A 19735-nucleotide genomic window follows, 5' to 3' on the forward strand; every position below is an offset into this window, starting at 1 on the left:
AATGTGCGGAATTGCGGGCATCATGAACCTCCGCGGCAACGCGGTCGAACCAGCGGAGATCTCGCGACTGACGAACCTGGTCGCGCATCGCGGTCCGTTTGGCGAGGGCTATTGGTTCAGCGCGAATAGCGATCTGGCATTCGGCCATCGTCGGCTGGCAATCATCGACCCCGGCGACGGGGGGTATCAGCCGATGATTTCCAGTGATGGTCGTCATGTGATCGTGTTCAATGGCGAGATCTACAATTTCCTGGAACTGCGGCGCGAACTCGAGGCACAGGGGACCAGTTTTCGCAGCCAGTCAGATACCGAAGTCATTCTGGCCGCATGGCAAGCGTGGCGGGAAGGCATGCTGACGCGCTTCAATGGAATGTGGGCGCTGGCGATCTTCGATACCAAAACCGAAGAACTGTTTCTGGCGCGCGACCGTTTCGGCATCAAGCCGCTGTTGTATGCGTTGACATCGGAGCGCTTTGTCTTTGCATCGGAGCAGCGCGCATTGGTGCGAAGCGGCCTGATCGATGTGTCGCTGGATATCGACGTAGCGCGGCGGCTCATGGTCGATGCCTTCGGGGTCGAGGGCAGCGAGCGGACCCTTTGCAGGGAGGTGCGCCGCCTGCAGGGCGGACATTGCATGTGGCTGCGCCGGGGAAAATTGGAGATCCGACGCTGGTGGCGGACGGTAGATCATCTGCCCGCGATCCCGGCCAACGAAGCCGAACGGGTGGAACGCTTTCGCGAGATTTTCCAGGATGCGGTTGCGCTGCGAATGCGCAGCGACGTCCCGATCGGGACCTGTCTGTCGGGAGGGTTCGATTCGTCGGCCGTGATCTGCACCATGGCTGCGCACGAAAAGGCCGGCATGGGCCCGCGGGACAGCACCTCGTGGCGCCACGCTTTCGTCGCGACGTTCCCCGGCGCCTCCAATGACGAGCGGCCGATGGCGGAGGAGGCCGCGGCCTGGGCGGATGTCGCGCCGACATTCATCGAGGTCGGTCGCGCCGACGCGCTGAACGATCTCGATCGGATTCTCGACGACAACGATGACGTCTATATCGGACTTCCAAGCGCTGCCTGGTTGATCTATCGAGAACTCAGGCAGCATAACGTGACGGTGTCGCTGGATGGCCATGGCGCGGACGAGCTGATGGGGGCCTATTTCCAGGAAGGACAATCGGGGGCGTTCTGGCTTCGGAACGCGGCTGCCGCGCTTGGCTCGAATTCGGCGCTAACGAGGCGAGGCGTCGACCTGCTTCGAGCGTTGATGATCAGGCGCCAGGGGCACTATTTCCTGCGCGGTGGTCTTCTCGATATCCCGGCCCAGTTTCCGCTGGTCGGCGATGACGACATCTTGCCAAGCGAATGGGGCGTATTGAACAAGCGCCTCTATCGCATGTTCCACAGCACCGTGCTGCCGACGATCCTGCGAAACTTCGACCGACTGTCGATGGCCCACGGCATTGAGGTTCGTATGCCGTTCATGGACTGGCGTCTGGTGACTTATACAATGGCGTTGCCGGCGACCAGCAAGTCATCGAATGGCTATACCAAGGCCGTTGCGCGGCAGGCGATGGCCAACCTGATGCCGGAATCCATTCGCATGGGACGCCGGAAGGTCGGATTCAATTCGCCGATGCCGGAATGGTTGAACGGGCCTCTCGCCGGCTGGACTGCCAGTCTGCTCGATCAGAAGGTGCCGGCGTTCGCCGAACTGGTGAACGAAGCAGGCCTGCGCAGGACGGTCGGCCGCCTAATTTCGTCGAAGACATGGGACTGGGAATCGGTCGGCCGGATTTGGCCGTATCTGAATATGAAATGGATGCTGGCAAGATACTGACATGCGAAGACTCATTCTCACAGGCGTCGATGCCATCCTTGGTTGGAAAAGCCGGCTTTCCGGGGCGGTGAGCATCGGACGTGGATCGACGATCGCATGGCGCCGCATCGGCCGGGTAGCCGGCAATACCTTGTCGGTAGGCGAAGATTCGATCGTTCATGCCGATATCAGCTTCGAGGAAGCTGGAGGAAAAATTCAGATCGGCGACCGCACATTTATCGGACGAAGCCATCTGATCTGTTATCGAAGCCTCGTCATCGGCGACGACGTTATCATGTCATGGGGAGTTACGATTGTGGACCACGACTCCCACAGTATCGATTGGATGGATCGCCGGAACGATGTTCGCGAATGGGGTGCCGGGCGGAAAAATTGGGAGCGGATCGCGCATGCGCCGGTCGTGGTGAGCGATAAGGCCTGGATCGGATTCAACGTGAGCATCCTGAAAGGAGTCACCATCGGAGAGGGGGCTGTAATCGGGGCATGTTCGGTTGTCACCCGCGATATTCCGCCATACACCTTGGCGGTCGGGAATCCCGCCAGAGTAATCCGCGCATTGGGCTCCCCGCCAGATGCGCGTCCGGCGGTGTGACTGCCATGCGCGTTTTACAGAACAACGGCCTGTCGCGTGGATTCCGTGTCCATCGTCGCCACACGCCCTATCAAAGCTTTGCAGCCGGACGAGCGCAATTTCTGGAGACGAGATTCACTGCGTCCCATATCCTTCTGCCCGTGCTCACCAACAGCCCGGACGCGTTCTACACCAATGGAGACGATGAACGCCTGCAGATGCTGTGGGCGAAAGAGAATGGTCTGCGGACAAAGAACCTGGAGCAAATTCTGCTTGCGCAGATAGAGCAGCATCGCACTGAAGTATTCTATAATCTTGACCCGATCCGTTACGGCAGCGAGTTTGTTGCGAAATTGCCGGGTTGCGTGAAGAAGTCGATTGGCTGGCGAGCCGCACCCTCTGGAAGTGCAGACCTGACGAAGTACGACCTGATCGTATGCAACTTTCCCTCGATCCTCGATAGCTGGCGACAGAAGGGCTGTCGGGTGGCGTATTTTTTTCCGGCGCATGACCCTGTGATGGACGCCTATGCCGCAGCCCGAAGCGATGAACTTGACCTCATCTTCATCGGAGGATTCTCGCGCCACCACGTCAAGCGCAGCCAGGCACTCCGGGCTGCGGCTTCGACGCCTGGTGTCCGGGCGCGCTTTCACCTCGAAGACTCACGCCTTACCCGATTGGCAAATTTTCTTCCTCCTGTGCCGGGGCTTCACTCATACCGTCATCCGGACGAAATTCGTGAGATTCGCGCTTATCCGTTGTATGGCCTGGATGCGTATGCCGCGATCGCCAAAAGCCGCATCGTATTCAACGGTGCGGTGGACATGGCGGGAGAGGATCGCGGCAATATGAGATGCTTTGAGGCGACGGGAGGCGGAGCAGTCCTTTTGACGGACGCAGGGCGCTATCCGGAGGGTTTCGTTGATGGCGAAACTATGCTGGAATATTCCTCGCCCGAGCACATACCCGAGTTGATCAACAGGCTGATGAGGGATGAAACTTTGGCCAGATCCATCGCTCAGGCGGGTTGCGCCATGGTGAGAGAGCGCTATAGCAAACAACTGCAATGGACGAAATTTCAGGATCTGATCTGACCGGCGTGCCGGGCCAGCAAGTGCGGGTTTGCATGTTGGACGAAAAGCCTCTCACGACGTGGGAAGATGCCGTGGTCTGGCTGCGCAACCAGCCGGACCAGCGCCAGCTCGTGCTCGACGCGTTCTATGATGACCCTCTGATCGGTGCGGCCGAGCGCTATTTTGCCAGCGCCGAATGGCAGGCAGTTTCCGGGTTTCTGGAGCACCGGACCGGCAAGGCGCTTGACGTCGGCGCCGGGCGCGGAATTGCGAGCTATGCGCTGGCGCGGAGCGGATTTGTGGTCACCGCGCTCGAGCCTGATCCCAGTGCCGTGGTCGGGACCGCAGCGATCCGCCGTCTCGCGGCCGAGGCCCGCCTGCCGATCGAGGTGGTCGAAGAATTCTCCGAGCGCCTTCCGTTCACTGACGGCACATTCGATGTGGTGTTCGCGCGGGCCGTGCTGCACCATATGCGCGATCTCGACGGCGCCTGCCGGGAAATGTTCCGCGTGCTTCGTCCTGGCGGAATGCTGATCGCCGCGCGCGAGCATGTGATCTCAAAGGAATCCGACCTCGGCGCGTTTCTCGAACAGCATCCCCTGCATCACCTTTATGGCGGCGAGCATGCGTATCTTCTCGATCGATATGTCGGCGCGCTAAAGACTGCGGGCTTTGCCGCGATCGAGGTGCTTGCGCCGCTGAGGAGTCCGATCAATCTGTTTCCCTATACAATCGAGACGTTGCGAGCGGCCATCGTGGAGAGACTGACGGACAAGATTCCGGTTAGACCCATCTGGCGCGCCGCACTTGCTTCCAGAAGCGTTTTCACGTCGCTCCTTTCGGTGGCGGGGCCCTTTGACGATCGGCCCGGCCGGCTCTACTCATTCGTCTGTCGCAAGGCCCCGGCATGAACGTATGGGTTACCGGCGCCAATGGCTTTATCGCTCGGCATCTCGTTCGTGGGCTGGCTGATCGGGGTAATCGCGTTCACGGCATCGGCCATGGCGCGATCGGCGAGGCGGAAAGGCGTCGCATCGGCCTTGAGCATTGGTTGAACGGCGAGATCGATGCGGCCAATCTCAATGTGCTGGCGGAGCACTCCGGATTGCCGTCGACGATCTTCCATCTGGCCGGCGGCTCGTCAGTTGGGCTGTCGATCGTGCAGCCGTTTGATGACTTTTCGCGCACTGTCGCAAGCACGGCCAGATTGCTGGAGTGGCTTCGCGGTTCGGCCAGGGATTGCCGCTTGATCGCCGCGTCGAGCGCCGCGGTCTATGGTGCGGGTCACGAAGGGGCGATTGCGGTGAATGCTGAAACGCTTCCGATGTCACCCTACGGGCAGCACAAGCTGATGATGGAGCAACTTTGCCGGAGCTACGCCGTCACCTTTGGCTTGCGCAGCACGGTGGCGCGGCTGTTCTCGGTCTACGGGCCGAATTTGCGCAAGCAATTGCCGTGGGACATCTGCTCCCGCCTGCAAGCTGGCGAGCGGAAGCTGGTATTGGGAGGCACAGGCGCGGAGGTGCGGGACTGGACCGATGTCCGTGACGTCGCCCGGCTGCTCGCCGAAATCGACGAAAGGCCGCAAATGGAGACCTTTCAGGTGATCAACGCCGGATCCGGACATGGCACGACGGTGGCGCGGGTTGCTGCAATAATTGCGGAATGCTGGGGCGGAAGCATTTCGATGCAATATTCAGGCATCGTTCGCGCCGGCGACCCGTCAAGTCTACTGTCGGACGACTCGATGCTGCACACGCTGCCCTTTGGCTGGAAGATCCCGGTTGAACAAGGCCTTGCGGACTATGTTTCGTGGTTCAAGGATCAGGTCCGGTGAACCCGGGTGTGCCGCTGCGCCTTGCGTTTACGCATATCCCCCGCCGGCTCTGGACCGGGGGCTACAACTATCAAAGCAATCTGTTTGCGGCGCTGAGCAAGTTCCGCCCGGGCGAGTTGGCTCCCGTGCTGTTTGCCGGAACCGGTGACGATGATGCCGATCTTGCGCCGCTCGCCGCGATCCCGGCCGTGGAGGTGGTGCGATCGGCGGCGTTCGAAGGCCGTACGGGTTTGGCTGCGGCGATAGCGCTGGGGCTTGACCGCGCGGCAGCGGCGGAATTCCGGACGCAGCGCATCGATGCCGTCTTCGAATCCGCCCGCTTCTTTGGCTGGCGTCTGCCTTATCCTGCAATTGCGTGGTTTCCCGATTTTCAGCATCGACGGTTGCCTCAGCTTTTTCCCGCGGGGGCGCGGTGGCGTCGCGAAGCCGGTTTCCGAATGCAGATCGCATCCGGGCGGACCATCATGCTGAGCAGCGAAAGCTCGCATCGCGACTTCAGGACATTCTATCCCGGCGCGAAGGACGAGGCCTGCATAGTTCGTTTCGCAACCCAGCCATCGCCGACGTTCCTGACCACAAATCCGGTCGAGGTAGTGGCGCAATACCAATTGCCCGAAAGATACTTCTATCTGCCAAATCAATTTTACACGCACAAGAACCATCAGGTGGTGGTGGATGCACTGGCCATTCTGGCGCAGCGCGGGTTCGATGCCGTCGTGTGCGCGTCGGGCAGCACCGAAGATCGGCGCGAGCGAGGCCATTTCGATGAGGTCATGGGGCGCGTGCGAAGTCTTGGCCTCGAAAAGCGTTTCCTTCATCTGGGAATGATTCCGCTATCGCACGTGTACGCGTTGCTGCGGGCATGCACCGCCCTGATAAATCCGTCCCGGTCCGAGGGATGGAGCACAACCGTTGAAGAGGCCAAATCGTTTGGGGTGCCGATGATATTATCTGACCTCGACGTCCATCGCGAACAGACCACTGGCACGGCGAGATATTTCGGAACGGATGACCCCGCAACCCTGGCGGATCACCTTGTGCGGGTGGCACAGGAGTCAGTCGCCCCATTGGTCCGAAGTCTTGTTCCCGACCATGATGACCGCGTGGCCGCCTTTGCTACGGACTTTGCAAATACAATCCGGCATGCAATTCGGGTCTTTCCGCGATAGCAGGAACGGCAGTCGGTCAACTGGCGCGCGCCATGGTGCATCTGTTCTGCCCGATCATCCGGCGCCGCCCGTGATCAGAACGCGTTGCATTGAAGTTCTCCGGCAAAGTCATGTCTGGTGATCGCCTTGCGGAGTTGGATGCAGCGTTTCGACGGCGTGCTCCGCTTGCGCTTGATCAGGGAAGCCGCCGGTTCGACTTGGCTGGAACATCGTGCGTGGCATGATGTACCACAGCAGGAACAGAATCCCGGCGCCATGTGTTAGAAGCGCCGTCGTGAAGGGGACATTGAGAAAGGCCGGGGGAAGCAGCACGCCTGACATCAGGACGAAGCGCGGCGGAAGTTCCGCCGATACCCGATTGCCGATCGCTATGACAAGCCCGCACACCAATGCCGTCAGTGGCGCGAAATACAGACCGACGGAGGCGATGCCCTCTGTCGCAAATAGGGATGCGTTGAACTTGCCGAGTTGATAGAACTCTTCCATCACCACCGACAGCTGCTCCTGATAGGGACAGCTCATCAATGGTTTCAGGAACGATATCTGGCAGAACCAGGTGCGCGGGTGGCCTGAGAAGAAGTCGTTGTAGATGTCCATGGCGCTGGATGGAGTCGCCATCATTCGGATGTTCACCACGCCGAAATAATACTGCGTATAGTCGTTGAGGTACGCTGACACCAGGATCACGCCGAGAAGCATCGGCAGGAGGATCGACAAGACGGTTGCAATCCGGGGCTCGAAAATCCTCGACAGCAGCAGCACAACAATGACCCACACCGTCGAAAAAAGCGCAAATTTGCTGAGCGTGATCGGATAGAAGAGCAACATCAGAAGAAGCGGTACGGCAGCCCACCAGCGGCGATTGAGCGCCAGATAACAGGCGCAGGCGAACGGCAGCAGCACGGTTAATATAATTCCGGTCAGGTAACGTATCGGCGCCGGAAAATAGAGTTCGTTGCGAAAATCGTAAATCTGTCTGATCGACACCAGTCTGAAATTGTAGAATGACGCCACGACGATCGTGCCGAGCGCCAGCACCAGAATGAATTTCAGCAGGTGTTCGAGCGCGGCAGGCGACAGTGCGTATCGCTGTTTGAGAGGTGTGTTGATGAGCAGGGCGGGCAGCAGAAACAGCAGCGCCGACGCAGCGGCCGAAAGGCCCGCCAGCCGGTGATCGTAATTGAACTTGGAGAAGTTATTCAGCCAGATGAAGCCGAGGATCATCGTGAACAGGCTGAAGCCGATGAGGTAACCAAAGCTGAAGCGGGTGAACATGAAGAGCAGCGAGACGGTCGAAAACGCCAGGACCGCGATGATCGCGTAGTGGAGCCGGGCGGCGTCGTACAGCATGTACGATTGCCAATGCGCAATCTGGGCCAACGAGATACAGCAAATGACGATATGAAGACACACCAGCACGTACAGGCCAAAGCGCGAGCCGGGCGCCAATCGAACGCGTTCCATGATGCTTGGAGCGCGCTTGCTTTCTAACGTATGCATCATGGACATCGCGCCGCCGTGCGAGGTGACTAAAACGAAACTGGCTCTGTCCGACCTACGACAGTTCGAGCGAGCGCCTGAAATAGGCGATGGTCTCCTTTAGACCATCGGCAAGCGCGACCTTTGGCTCCCAATTCAGCAGCGCCTTAGCCTTGGAAAGATCGGGCTGGCGCTGCCGTGGATCATCCTGCGGCAGCGGTTTGAAAATGAGCTTCGAGCGTGAATTGGTATAGCTGATCACTTTCTCGGCCAGTTCCAGAATGGTGAATTCCGAATTGTTGCCGAGATTGATCGGTCCGGTACAGTCTTCGCCGGTCAGCATCAGCCGGGTAATGGCCTCGACGAGGTCGTCGACATAGCAGAAAGACCGGCTTTGGCCGCCGTCGCCGAATACGGTGATCGGGTCGCCGTTGAGCGCCTGGACGATGAAGGATGAAACAACCCGGCCGTCGTTGGGCTGCATCCGCGGACCATAGGTATTGAAGATGCGCGCAACCTTGATCGGCAGGGCATGTTGCCGCCAATAATCGAAAAACAGGGTTTCAGCGCAGCGCTTGCCCTCGTCGTAACACGAGCGAATCCCGATCGGATTGACGTTGCCCCAGTAATCCTCGGTCTGCGGATGGATCAGGGGGTCACCATAGACCTCGCTGGTCGAGGCCTGAAAGATCGGCGCCCGCAGACGCTTGGCGAGGCCGAGCATGTTGATCGCGCCGTGCACGCTGGTCTTGGTGGTCTGCACCGGATCGCGCTGGTAGTGGATCGGGGAGGCCGGGCAGGCCAGGTTGAAGATCGCGTCGACCTCGATGTAGAGCGGGAACGTCACGTCGTGCCGGATCGCCTCGAACATCGGGTTTGTCAGCAGGTGGGCAATGTTCTTGCGGCTGCCGGTGAAGTAGTTGTCCGCGCACACCACTTCCGCGCCCGCGGCGAGCAGCCGTTCGCTGAGATGGGATCCGATGAAGCCTGCGCCGCCGGTGACGAGGATGCGGCTGTCTTTGTAATTTCGGTCAAACGACATCATGGTTCCCGGGTTGCCGCTTCGAGCGGCCGGCTTGCTTCACGTGCTGTGACGGGCAGCCGGAGTGGTATCGGCAACGGCAAAGTTCGCCAATAGCATTGTCTGGCGATGCGGTGTTATAATACCGTACTCCCCGGGTAAGTCCCTGAAGAGCCTCGAATTCGAAGCCGTGGGACCGTTTGTCAGAATTCCCGTCGCTTCAGCCAGGCGCGGGCGCTCCAATGCGCGAAGCACCAGGCGGATTTGATCGGCGAAAGCTGTTCCACGTTGCGGTAGATGTGCCAGACCCACCCGGCGGACCGCAGCGGGCGGCTGGAGACCGATGAGCCCCGCACCCGGTAGCGAGCGAGGTCCTCGTTGAGCCCGTGGGCGACGTGTCCCGGCTTGAGGATGCTCAGCCAGAGACAGAAATCGTCATACGGTTCGTTCTTCATGGCGATGTTGCCCGCGACATCGCGGTCGACGAGCGCGGTCAGGGTGGCGATCGAGGTGTTCTTGAGCAACTGCGCATAGTTCAGCGAGGCCGGCACCTCGATCAGGCGGCCGGTGACCGATCCCGTCTCATTGATGCGGCGAAACGCGGTACAGCTCAGCGCCGCACGCCTCGCCTGCGCGAAGGCGATCTGCCGCTCGAGCTTGGTGGGCAGCCACAAATCGTCGCTGTCGAGAAACGCGATGAAGCGGCCCTGCGCTTGATCGATCGCGGCCTGGCGGGCAAGCGCCGGGCCTCCGTTGCGAGGCTGGCGGATCAGCTTGACCCGTGGATCCTGCGCTGCGTGGCTTTCCACGATCGCGGCTGTCTGGTCCGTCGAGCAGTCATCGGCGATCAATAGCTCCCAGTCCGTCATCGTCTGGGCCTGAACGGAGGCAATGGTCTCACCGATCAGCGTCGCCACGTTCCACGATGGGGTGATGATCGAAACGAGCGCCATGGAGAAGCCTTTCAATCCGCGTGGCGCGGTTCGGCGATTGCGGACAGCAACGAAGCCGCAAATGTGTCGAGCTGCTTGGAATCGCTGATATAGAGTTCGCCGGGAAACGACTGCCGCCAGGCGGTTTCGAAATAGGGCGCGGTGTCGGCAGGATCAAAGGGCGGCGCGGCCAGCGCGTCGCGAAGCCGCTGCGGAACGTCCGCGAGGCGATCGACGGCGAACACCAGCGGACAGGAGCGATAGAACGCATCGCCCATCACCACGACGGGCTTGCCGAGCAGCACCGCTTCGGCGCCTGACTTGCTGTTGACCGAGACAATCGCATCGGCGCGGCCAAGCACGGTGTAATTGTTGGTCTGCGGCGGCAGCAGGATGAAATTGTCGAAGCGGCGCGCGAGTTCGAACAGGCGGCCGGCCGGAATCGCGCCGATCTGGGCCGGATGCTCCTTCACCACGAGAACGTGCGTATCGGGAATGGTACGCAGCAGGAAATCGATGGTCGCGACCTGATCGAGATATTCCGGCGAGCGAAGCGTCAGCGCCATATCGGCTGGCACGTGCAGGGGATAATAGATGAACGGTCCGTCCGGCATCGGACGATAGAGTTTCCGCAGCCGCGTCGCGCCGACGGCCATGGCGGCATGCGCACGGGCATGGCGGAGGTTATGTCCAAACTCCTGATGCTTGCCGAGTGCGAACTGGTCCCAGAGCTTCTCGACCAGGCGGCGCGCGTTTCGCGCGTTGGCGATCTTGTTGAACGCCGCCGAATATTGGTGGCGGTCCTTTTGCGGAATCACAATGGATTGCTGCCGCAAGGTTTCGTCGAGATAAGAACGCACGTCGGTGGAGACCGCGTCCGCCGGCGTCCGCATCGTATCGGGGGCAGCCAGACTGTCCGGCGTATAGTAAAGCCTGCCGCGAAAGAACGACGGTTCGATGAACCAGTTCCGGACACCGCGCTTCTTCGCGGCGTAGAAGCAGGCGATGACCGAGAGGAATCCGCCGAGCTCCTGAACCGCAACCGCCTGCCGCCCCGCGGCGGCCAGCCGATCGAGCACGACCTCCATCGCGTTGCTGTAGATCATGAACCGCCGGCGCAGCGCGGCGGTATCGCGAATGCCAAACGTGACGCGTTCGTGGCTGAACAGGAAGTTCGTTCCATCCAGGCCGTAATCGGCGACCCGCGCGGCGAGCGCCTGGGGGTCATCGACCGGCGCGCCGCCCTGAAGGCCGGTCCGGTACATGTTGACGACGGGAATACCTTGCGCCTCCGCCATTTCTGCGCTGCGATCGTCGAACGCCAGCAGTTGCATCTCTCGCCCTGCGCCGCGCAATCGCTGCGACACGGGAATCCAGAACCGGGTCTGATATTCGGCCAGCGTCGTGATCAGGATTGTTTCGGACGAAGCGGTCATGCGCGGTGGGAGCGTTTCTGGATTGTGACACTGGCAAGCGGCAAGCCGGTCTTCGCGCATCGCGCGCGCTCCACGTTAAAGAGCGACGGGTCGCTTTTGTCGTGGGCGGCGACCCGCTCAAGCAGGCGCCTGACGTCGGAAGGCTCGATTCGCTTTTCGCGCCGGGCCGGATTGAACCGGGTGCGCAACCGTTCCGTCACCGCCGACCCAAACAGCAGGCTGGCGGCGCCCTTGGCGATCTGCCCGAGGCTCGGATTCGGCCGCGTGCCCCGGAGCACGCTCGACAGCGAGACGAACGGCGCGCGGCGGTCGTTGACGCCGACCAGGGCATCGGCCACGCGTTCGGCGGCCCGTCCGTCATTGTGATGGAAGAAGGGGTGGATCTCGGCGGCGTGAACGCCGGCAAAATCGAACTTGCGCGTTTCCGCGTCGATGTCGTCGACCACGGCCAGCAATTCCTCAAACGACATGGTGCGCCGGCTGGCCCGCGCCGGCAGCAAGGCATGTCCGGCCGTGGCCGGCGTATTGAGATATTCGAGCTGGATCGGCAACTTTCCGAGCAGCACCGCCTCAATCGCCGTGCCGCAGTTGAGATGGATGACGGCCGCCGCGTTTTGAATCATGTCGAGGACGCTGCCGGCGCCGTCGACGACGACGTTGGCATGCTGGCCCAATGCCGCCCGATAGACCTCCTCGCGCTCGAAGGGATGCGGGCGGACCAGGATTTGCCGATCCGGCCTGGCCGCGGCCAGGCGGCCGATCTCGACGAGGTAGTTCGCGAAGACCTGCTTCAAGTCAGCCAGCAGGCAGTCGATATAGGCCGCTGTAAATCCGAAGCGGATCATGGCCTCACGCTCGTCATCAGGCCTGCTCGTGAAGCGGGAATTGACCAGCGGAAAGTTGGCATTGACGAGCAGGTAGCCGTGCCGTTCGCCGTCGAGTAGCGAGCGCCAGCGCGGCGCCGCGAAATCGAAACGGGGGCATCCAGTGAGGTGAAGCTGCTCTGGCTTCAGTGTGCCGCCAGCTTTGAACGCTTCGTGCAGCCGGCTGCCCCACAAGAAGTAACCCGACAGGATGTTGCTATACCCCATATCGCGGATATGCGCGGCCAATGCCGGGGGAGAGTTACCGCCTTTGTCGGCGAGCACACCGCCTTCGGTATCGAGAACGTACAGGGCGAGGCCAGCCTTGGCGAAGGCGCGCATCAGATCGAGATTGGCGGCGCGGGCATAATTGGCGACCAGCGCATTCAGTCCGAGGCGCGGCACGTCGACGCCCTGCTCGTACATCGGTATGAGGGCAACGGATGCCCCGCGCGAGGCGAGCTGATACGCAGCCAGGACGCTTCCCGCCAAGTCACGCTTGGGGTGATCGACCACCCATCCGATACGCACAATCTTCAGCTCCCCCAGCGAATCCGGATCAGAGGCGCATTGCCGTGCGCTCGATTTCGTTCAAGGGACAGACTGCGCGGAAACGGGCGGGCGGTTCCGGAAAGATCCGCGGAGGCTGAATGTAGGTGGCCGTGTAAAGCAGGCGAGTCCGATCGGAGAGGATGCGACTGCCCATGTGCAGGCACCGCGCGGTGTTGACGATAAACGAGGACAGGCGCGGCGCGACCATTTCCTTGACCGCGGACCGATCCACCCTGGAGAAGACCGTGTCGTCGCTCTGGTGGCTTTTGAGCGTGTTGCGGAACGGCTTCGAGGCCGGCGCCGGAATGAAGGTCAGCGGTCCGTCGGCGGTGTCGCGAACGTCGGTGAGATAGATGAACAGCTTGCAGACCCGCTTGTCGTCATGGTCGAGATGCCAGAGCTGGGAATAGCTCAACGGCTTGTTCTCCGTCGGCCGCGACAGCGTCAGCAGGACATCAGACAATTGCGGCAGCTCGTGCATGAAATCGCCGATGATACGAAGCGCCGCCGGCTGCAGCGCGTAGCGCACGAACGGATGATCGGTGGCGAAGGCGCCGTCGACCAGGTCCTCGTCGAGCAGGCTCACCCAGAACGATTTGTGGCCGAGCATCTGCTTTCCGGCGAGTTCGTCCAGCCGGTCGACCTTGCTTTGCGCGACGGCTGCGACGGCCTCCGCGAGGCTGCGTTCGACGATCGACGTTACGTCGACATGGCCTTGTTCGCTGAGCTGGCGGCTGGCCTCGCTCCATTCCGGCCTGACGGGAAGCGTATTGAGCAGCTCGATCCGCTTGGCGCGCGCGCCCAGTTGAAGACCGGTAAGGGCGGTTTTCGTTACCCAACCCAGATCGGTCCGGTTGATGTGCCAGAGCAGGCGGCGGAACTGGTTGATCTTCTGTTTCTTGGCAACCGGCGCGGTGGAGGCGGCATTGCTCATTGTCATATCGGCTCCCAGCAATACAGAAACCCGTCATTGTTGATATTCGGAGCAAAGGGCATCCGCTCGCGCGCGATGATGCGAATTCGACCCTGACGTTCCAGTTCGTCGAGTGTCGTAAAGAGTTGCGTCTGGTAGTCGACCGAACGGATATAGACCAGGCTGACCAGGTCGCGGGGACGAGTGAGGTCGAGCAGTTCAGTCGTCGGCTCGATGTTGATGACGCGCTTTGGTTTGGCGGCGATGATGTTTTCGACCACCTTCCGCACGTCGTACGGAATCTGCTCGATACAGAAATAGGTGAAGGCGGTCTCGCCCTCGATCTCGGCAAGACTGGGATCGGCCGCGTCGGTCAAATCGATACGGCCGAACGAGATCTTGTCGGACAAGGCGAAATGATCGGCGATCTCGCGTCCGGCCGCGATGCCGTTCGGCGAGATGTCGAAACCCTTGAAGGTCCAGTCCGGGTGGGTCAGGTGAAGCGCAAACAGATTATAGCCGTAGCCGGTTCCGAGTTCCACGATCCGCCTGGTGTCGCCGCAATGGCGCGCGATCAGTTCGCCGAGTGCGCCGATGCGGTATCGATAGTACTTCCCGCCGCTGATGCGCAGGATCTGGTTGTCGACTTTTCTCAGGCTTTCGTTCGAGTTCGGCGGAGCCAGAAAGGCGCCGAGGTCTGCGGCCTTGATCCACGCCTTCGAGGAGAGGACATTTTGCCAGTGCAGGAGATTATATTCGGAGTTCACCTTGTCTCGGGTGCGCTCGATGCGCCGCAGGATCAGGCGCGAGACGCTGCGTGCGAGATCGACGGCATAGGTGATCGCCCGGTCCGGCAGTGACGCCGGAGACAGCGATCCCACGATGTCGTTCGCGCCAGTCGTCTTCATTCCTGCAGGTCCAGTCAATGTTCGGTCAGTTGCTTTTTGGCGCCAGGCCCATCAGGTGGCCGATTGCTGGAAAAACGGCGCGGTGCCTTGCATCCAGGACGAGAAAATACTGTGCAACCCAACTGGCAAGGCAGAACGTTCCCGCTACCAAAGCCAATTTTATCGGGCTGTCAACCCGAATGTAACCGGCAAGAAACCACAACAGAATGCTTCCAATTATCAGGATGATGGCCTGGGTTCCGAGCGCTCTGAGGAAGCTTCGGAGCTTGAGATTCAGTGCCCGGCGCAGCGTGGTGATTTGCCAGGGCAGCACCGCGAGGCTTCCCACGGCCTGGCCGAGAATCAGTGACCGCTCGGCAAAGAATCCGAGCGTCGCGGCGGCGACCCCGGCCCAGATCAGCAATTGCAGGCCCATCAGCCAGTTCAGCCGGGCCTGGACTCCCGGGCGGGTCAGGAAAATGACACTGCCGATTGCGAGATATTGCGCGCAGATGGGAATCACGAAACTCAGGCCCATCCAGAGCGCGTAGGGTGCGAGCAGAGGGCCGATCCACATCTGCAGGATCTCGGACGACAGAACAGCGGCCGCCGCCAGCGGCGGCAGCGTGAACATCGGCAGCATGATGAGGCCGAGTTCGCCGAGGCGCTGGAACGTCGTCGAACTGCCGCGTTCATCGAGGCGGCTCGCGACCGGCAGCAGGGCCGAGGTGAGAAGACCAACCAGGATCTTGGATACGCGCGCGAGCCGGACCAGTGCATCATAGGTGCCGACGGCCGTCGGTCCGAACAGTAGCCCGGCAACGAATGGCTGAATCGGCCCGCTGATGCCGCCGATCAGCTTGCCCTGGAGGAACAGCAGGCATCGGTGCAGCAACTCGCGATATTCCCGAGAAGTCCAGAGCGCAAATCTCGCGTTTTTCTTTGCCAGCGCGAAGATGGTCGCCACCAGCACCGCGAGCGCCCGCGCAATGAGGGTGGCAAGATAAATGTAGGCGACAATTTCGAAAGAAGCCGAAGCCGCGGACGCCCAGACCGTGATGGCAACGTAGGCCAACGTCGATGCGAACTCTGAAATTCGCAGGACATTGTAGCGCTCGAATCCCTTGACGATACCTTCCCATACCAGCGCCGGCACCAGCACGAGATTTGCCAGTGCCGTATAGTGCAAAATCTCGATGAATCGCCCGGCATAAGCGGAATCGACCTTCATCAGGACCATGAGATGGGGGGCGCCCAGCCAGATCGCCGCGCACAGGGTCAGCGCCAGCGGGATCGAGAGAGCGGTCAGAAACGAGAGCTGGCGGCCGACCAGGTCCCAGTCACGGTGTTCCCTGGCGCGGGCCACGACCTGGGTGGCAACCTCGGACAGCCCAAGGTCGAGAACCGCCATCATCCCGGTCGGCAATAGCAGCCGCGTGATGACGATCAGGCCGAATTCGGTCACGCCCCAGGTGCGGATGATCACCGGGATAACGATCAGACCAAGGATTGCGGCGGCGCCAAACGCGACGGTCGAGATGATGGTGTTCTGGATCAGTCGCTTGATCATCGAAATCGCGTCACCATGCGCTCAACCCGCCGTCCACCGCGATATTCTGACCCGTGACATAGGATGCCGCATCGGACACCAGGAACAGCATGGCGCCGACCATCTCGTCGGCACGCGCCATCCGCCCGAGCGGAACGCGTGCGCCATAGCGCTGCTTGAACGTATCGTTCTGCCCGCTCTCGACGCCGCCCGGGGTGAGCGTGTTGACGCGCACGCCCTGCGCACCCCAATAGGTGGCAAGGTGCTTTGTCAGCCCGATAACGCCGGCTTTGGAAGCGGTATAGACCGCTGGCGTATTGATGCCGCGTCCGAGATATTCGGAACCTTCGTAGATGCGCTGGTCCGGCGCCATCAAGCCATAGATCGACGCCGTTTGAACGATACTGCCGTAGCCGCGCTCGGCCATCCGGGTTCCAAAAACCTGGGCCACGTTGAACATGCCGTCGAGATTGACGGACATGATTTCCCGCCAGGTTTCCTGCGCAAACGTCGCGACGGGCGCGAAGAACGCATCGACGTCGCTGGTCTTGCTGGCGGCATTGTTGAGCAGGATCGAAACCGCGCCGAGATCGGCCTCGATAGCGTTGGCCGCACGGCGGATAGCGTCGGGTTGCGTGATGTCGCAGGCATAGCCTTTTGCGTCGGCGGCGTAGCGCGCAGACAGCTCGGACGCAGCGATCTGGACCGCTTGCGTGTCCAGATCGATGATGGCGACCTTGGCGCCGAATTCAGCCAGGCCTTCTGCGAAACGGCGTCCGAGGATTCCGCAGCCGCCGGTCACGACGGCGGTGCGTCCCTTGAGGTCGAACAGATCCTTGAACGCGGTCATGATGTGGTCTCCGTGAACGCCAGCCGTTTGCGGAGCAGCAGTTCCACCAGCGTGAAATCGAGATCGGAATCGATGTCGACGGATCGTTCTTCCGGCATCTCGAACAGCTGCGTGTCCTGGTAAAACACTGACGGATTTTCGAGAAACGCGGCGACGCGCCATGCATAGATCGAGGCGTTCATGTCGAAACAGCGCGGGGCGTCCTGCCGGCGCACGATCGGCGGCTCCGCCACTTTGGACAGGCCAACAGTGCCGTCCGAGCGAGCCTCGACCAGATTGAAATAGGGCGATCTGCGCGCAGGCGCTCCCGTAATGACATTGCGCGCGCCGGATTTCTGCAGAAGTTCGACGGCGCCTGTAATGTCGGATGGCAACCGCAGCGGTGAAGTGACGTCGAGATCGACCAGGATTTCGGGGGTTCTTCCGGTGTGAACGATCACCTGTTCGAGGCAATGGCGTATCGCGGGAAGTTTGGGGGCGGTATCTGTTGCCATCACATCCGGACGCTTGACGGCGATATCCGCACCCGCCTTCAAGGCGGCTTGCAGCAGCGAATCGGAGTCGCTGCTGAAGGCGATCACCTCGAACAACCCGGTCTGCTTCGCCTGCTCGATGGTCCAGGCGAGCAGGGGCTTTCCCAGGAGTTCGCGGGCATTCTTGCCGACGACACCCTTAGAGCCGCCGCGCGCGCATATCGTGCAGATCGATTTCATGCCGATACCCACATGCGCGACTGCAAGGCGCGTTCGCTGGCGTCGATCAGATCCATGACGGCAAGCCCTTCGGCGAACGTGCAGATCGGGCCGCGGCCGTCGATTGCGGCAAGGTGCATGTTCTTGTAGCTCTGGTCCCGCTCGCTCGGGTATTCATGGGCCTTGCCGTTGACCGTGAGACGTCCGCGGAGCACGTCGGCCTCGATGGTTTCCGCTGCCAGATTTACCCGGATCTTCCGGATGCCGGGCTGATCCAGATAGTCCATGTGCACCTGAACCGTCTGCGACCGCTTCATTTCGAGCAGGAGGTTGAGGTGGTCGTCCACATCGACCTCGCGCGCACCGGATGAGCCGCCCAGCGCCGCGACGCGCTGCCACGGACCGAACAGCCATAGCAGATAATCGAGTTCGTGGCTGAGATCCCGCAATACACCGCCTCCCGCTTGCCGCGTCGCCGACGCGGTCTCGCGGTGGTCACGGCCCGGTCGCCAGTCGCGGAGATCCTGCCCGACATAGGCCGAGACGGTGATTGCCTCTCTGCCGCCGAGCCGCTCGGCGAAGGCGGTCATGACCGGGTGGAAGCGCAGATTGTAGCCGACCACGAGGCTGGCAAAGGGATAATCCGGGGCAGGCGCGGCATGTGCGAAGAGCGGCTTCTCCACCAGAACCGATCCGCGAAAATCAGCCTCTGCGAGTTGCCGAAGGGATTCGGCGTGCTGCGACGTTTCGGTGGCGACGACGACATATCCCGGACGGACAGCCGCAATCGCGTCGGCGACGGACGTGTAGTCGCCGTCGCCCCGGCGGCTGACCGTCGTTACGCTGCAACCGAGTTCGCTCAGCACGCGTGCATGCCGTTGCCCGATCGAACCGAGACCGATGACAACGGCATTGGTTGAGCTCACGGGAAGACCTCTTTGAATTCAGCGTGCGCCTGCTCAAAATCCTCCATCCGGCCGATATCGAGCCAATACTCCCGGATCGGAAAGACTGCCACGCGACCCTTGTTGCCGACGACGCGCTCAAGCACCGTCGGCATGTCGATGTGCACGCCGCGCTCGACGTGATTGAATACGGCGGGGCCGACGACATAGATGCCGGCGCTGACATACCAGGATTCGGTCGGCTTTTCCCGGATGGTCTCGAGGTAGCCGTCGTTGGCGGTGACGACACCGTAGGGCACGTGCACCTTGTGCTCGCGGACGGCCATCGTGGCTTCCGCCGCGGTGCCGTTGTGGAAGTCGAGCAGGGCGCCGTAATTGATGGTGGTCAGGATATCGCCGTTGGTGACGACCATGGGCAGCTCGGAGGGCCGTGGCAACAAACCCAGCGCGCCGGCAGTGCCCAGCCGTTCGGTTTCATGGACATACTGGATCGCGGCACCAAGCGCAGAACCGTCGCCGAAATGCTCTACGATCATTTCGGCCATGTAGTTCACCGAGATGAAGATGTTGCGAAAGCCCTGCTGCACGACGTTGCGGATGATGGTCTCCAGCAGCGGCCGGCCGCCGACATTGAGCATCGGCTTGGGGCGCTCGCGCGTCAGCGCACCGAGCCGTTCGCCAAGTCCGCCTGCCATGATGAGAACGGGATTCGGATAATGCGGCGCCTCGATCAACTCGTCGAACGTCTCGACGCCGATCAACTGGCCGTTGCCATCGAGCAGCGGAAGCTGCTTGATGGATTTCTGCCGCATCAGGTGCAGCCGCTCCTCGCGTGACAGCGTCGCCGGCACCGACACCGCGGAGCGGTTCACGACTTCGGTGGCCAGGCTCGAGAGCTGAATGCCGCGCAGCAGTCCTCGCCTTATATCGCCGTCCGTGACGATACCGACCAGGCGGTTTGCTTCATCCAACACCAGCGCGACCTGAATGCCGCCGCTCTCGATCGCAGCAATGGCCTCGCCCACGCTTGCCTGCGTTGTGACGATAGCTTTGCGCCAGGATTTCATGTCACCTCGCACTCGCCGGTCATTAGGGCGCTCGATGGTCAATTCCGGTATATCGCGGCTGTTATTGGCGGCGTCAATCCCCAATGGGAGCGGTGGCCGGCT

Annotated in this window: 18 protein-coding genes; 6 read left to right on the forward strand and 12 right to left on the reverse strand. The window is 61.3% G+C overall.

Translation table 11 applies throughout. The features are described from left to right. The first annotated feature begins 1 nt into the window (after position 1). From asnB to V1283_RS04300, 6 genes are read left to right on the forward strand one after another with little or no spacing between them, the layout of a single operon-like run. Positions 2 to 1837: an asparagine synthase (glutamine-hydrolyzing) gene (gene asnB / locus V1283_RS04275; RefSeq protein WP_334385198.1), complete on the forward strand. Its 1836-nt coding sequence runs from the start codon at positions 2 to 4 to the stop codon at positions 1835 to 1837. Position 1838: 1 nt separating this feature from the next. Then, on the forward strand, positions 1839 to 2429 hold the full coding sequence (locus V1283_RS04280) for an acyltransferase (RefSeq protein ID WP_334385199.1): 591 nt from the start codon (positions 1839 to 1841) through the stop codon (positions 2427 to 2429). Between the two features lie 5 nt (positions 2430 to 2434). Next, positions 2435 to 3502, forward strand: coding sequence for a glycosyltransferase family protein (locus V1283_RS04285; RefSeq protein ID WP_334385200.1), 1068 nt, complete (start codon positions 2435 to 2437; stop codon positions 3500 to 3502). Next, positions 3475 to 4392: a class I SAM-dependent methyltransferase gene (locus V1283_RS04290; protein WP_334385201.1), complete on the forward strand. Its 918-nt coding sequence runs from the start codon at positions 3475 to 3477 to the stop codon at positions 4390 to 4392. The genes V1283_RS04285 and V1283_RS04290 overlap by 28 nt, the downstream gene beginning before the upstream one ends. Next, a complete protein-coding gene (locus tag V1283_RS04295; RefSeq protein ID WP_334385202.1) occupies positions 4389 to 5318 on the forward strand; it encodes an NAD-dependent epimerase/dehydratase family protein in 930 nt (309 codons plus the stop codon). The genes V1283_RS04290 and V1283_RS04295 overlap by 4 nt, the downstream gene beginning before the upstream one ends. A gap of 8 nt (positions 5319 to 5326) precedes the next feature. Further along, entirely contained in the window at positions 5327 to 6487 is a 1161-nt protein-coding gene (locus V1283_RS04300; protein WP_334385203.1) for a glycosyltransferase family 4 protein, read from the forward strand. A gap of 108 nt (positions 6488 to 6595) precedes the next feature. Here V1283_RS04300 and V1283_RS04305 read toward each other — a convergent pair whose 3' ends face one another. From V1283_RS04305 to V1283_RS04360, 12 genes are all read right to left on the reverse strand, one after another. After that, the gene (locus tag V1283_RS04305; protein ID WP_334385204.1) at positions 6596 to 7987 is read right to left on the reverse strand and encodes a hypothetical protein; all 1392 of its coding nucleotides are present in this window, start codon (positions 7985 to 7987) and stop codon (positions 6596 to 6598) included. 55 nt (positions 7988 to 8042) lie between these two features. Then, complete coding sequence (locus V1283_RS04310) at positions 8043 to 9008, reverse strand: UDP-glucuronic acid decarboxylase family protein (RefSeq protein ID WP_334385205.1); 966 nt, start codon at positions 9006 to 9008, stop codon at positions 8043 to 8045. A gap of 182 nt (positions 9009 to 9190) precedes the next feature. Beyond that, entirely contained in the window at positions 9191 to 9940 is a 750-nt protein-coding gene (locus V1283_RS04315) for a glycosyltransferase family 2 protein (protein ID WP_334385206.1), read from the reverse strand. An 11-nt stretch (positions 9941 to 9951) separates the two neighbouring features. After that, positions 9952 to 11355, reverse strand: a complete 1404-nt coding sequence (locus V1283_RS04320; protein ID WP_334385207.1) for a capsular polysaccharide export protein, LipB/KpsS family — start codon at positions 11353 to 11355, stop codon at positions 9952 to 9954. Continuing rightward, entirely contained in the window at positions 11352 to 12749 is a 1398-nt protein-coding gene (locus tag V1283_RS04325) for a surface carbohydrate biosynthesis protein (protein ID WP_334385208.1), read from the reverse strand. Before V1283_RS04325 ends, V1283_RS04320 begins: the two co-directional genes overlap by 4 nt. A gap of 28 nt (positions 12750 to 12777) precedes the next feature. Continuing rightward, complete coding sequence (locus V1283_RS04330; RefSeq protein ID WP_334385209.1) at positions 12778 to 13710, reverse strand: hypothetical protein; 933 nt, start codon at positions 13708 to 13710, stop codon at positions 12778 to 12780. Next, positions 13707 to 14591 (reverse strand): class I SAM-dependent methyltransferase, encoded by an 885-nt coding sequence (locus V1283_RS04335; RefSeq protein ID WP_334385210.1) that lies wholly within the window; start codon positions 14589 to 14591, stop codon positions 13707 to 13709. The genes V1283_RS04330 and V1283_RS04335 overlap by 4 nt, the downstream gene beginning before the upstream one ends. 25 nt (positions 14592 to 14616) lie before the next feature. Next, complete coding sequence (locus V1283_RS04340) at positions 14617 to 16140, reverse strand: oligosaccharide flippase family protein (RefSeq protein ID WP_334385212.1); 1524 nt, start codon at positions 16138 to 16140, stop codon at positions 14617 to 14619. 10 nt (positions 16141 to 16150) lie between these two features. Beyond that, positions 16151 to 16969, reverse strand: a complete 819-nt coding sequence (locus V1283_RS04345; protein WP_334385213.1) for an SDR family oxidoreductase — start codon at positions 16967 to 16969, stop codon at positions 16151 to 16153. Continuing rightward, a complete protein-coding gene (locus V1283_RS04350) occupies positions 16966 to 17682 on the reverse strand; it encodes an acylneuraminate cytidylyltransferase family protein (RefSeq protein WP_334385214.1) in 717 nt (238 codons plus the stop codon). The genes V1283_RS04345 and V1283_RS04350 overlap by 4 nt, the downstream gene beginning before the upstream one ends. Next, positions 17679 to 18587: a Gfo/Idh/MocA family protein gene (locus V1283_RS04355; RefSeq protein ID WP_334385215.1), complete on the reverse strand. Its 909-nt coding sequence runs from the start codon at positions 18585 to 18587 to the stop codon at positions 17679 to 17681. Before V1283_RS04355 ends, V1283_RS04350 begins: the two co-directional genes overlap by 4 nt. Next, positions 18584 to 19633 carry a nucleotidyltransferase family protein gene (locus V1283_RS04360; protein ID WP_334385216.1) on the reverse strand — a complete coding sequence of 350 codons (1050 nt, stop codon included), beginning with the start codon at positions 19631 to 19633 and terminating at the stop codon, positions 18584 to 18586. The genes V1283_RS04355 and V1283_RS04360 overlap by 4 nt, the downstream gene beginning before the upstream one ends. Positions 19634 to 19735: the final 102 nt, after the last annotated feature.

It is taken from the genome of Bradyrhizobium sp. AZCC 2262 (assembly GCF_036924535.1).
In the GTDB taxonomy this organism is placed as follows: domain Bacteria; phylum Pseudomonadota; class Alphaproteobacteria; order Rhizobiales; family Xanthobacteraceae; genus Bradyrhizobium.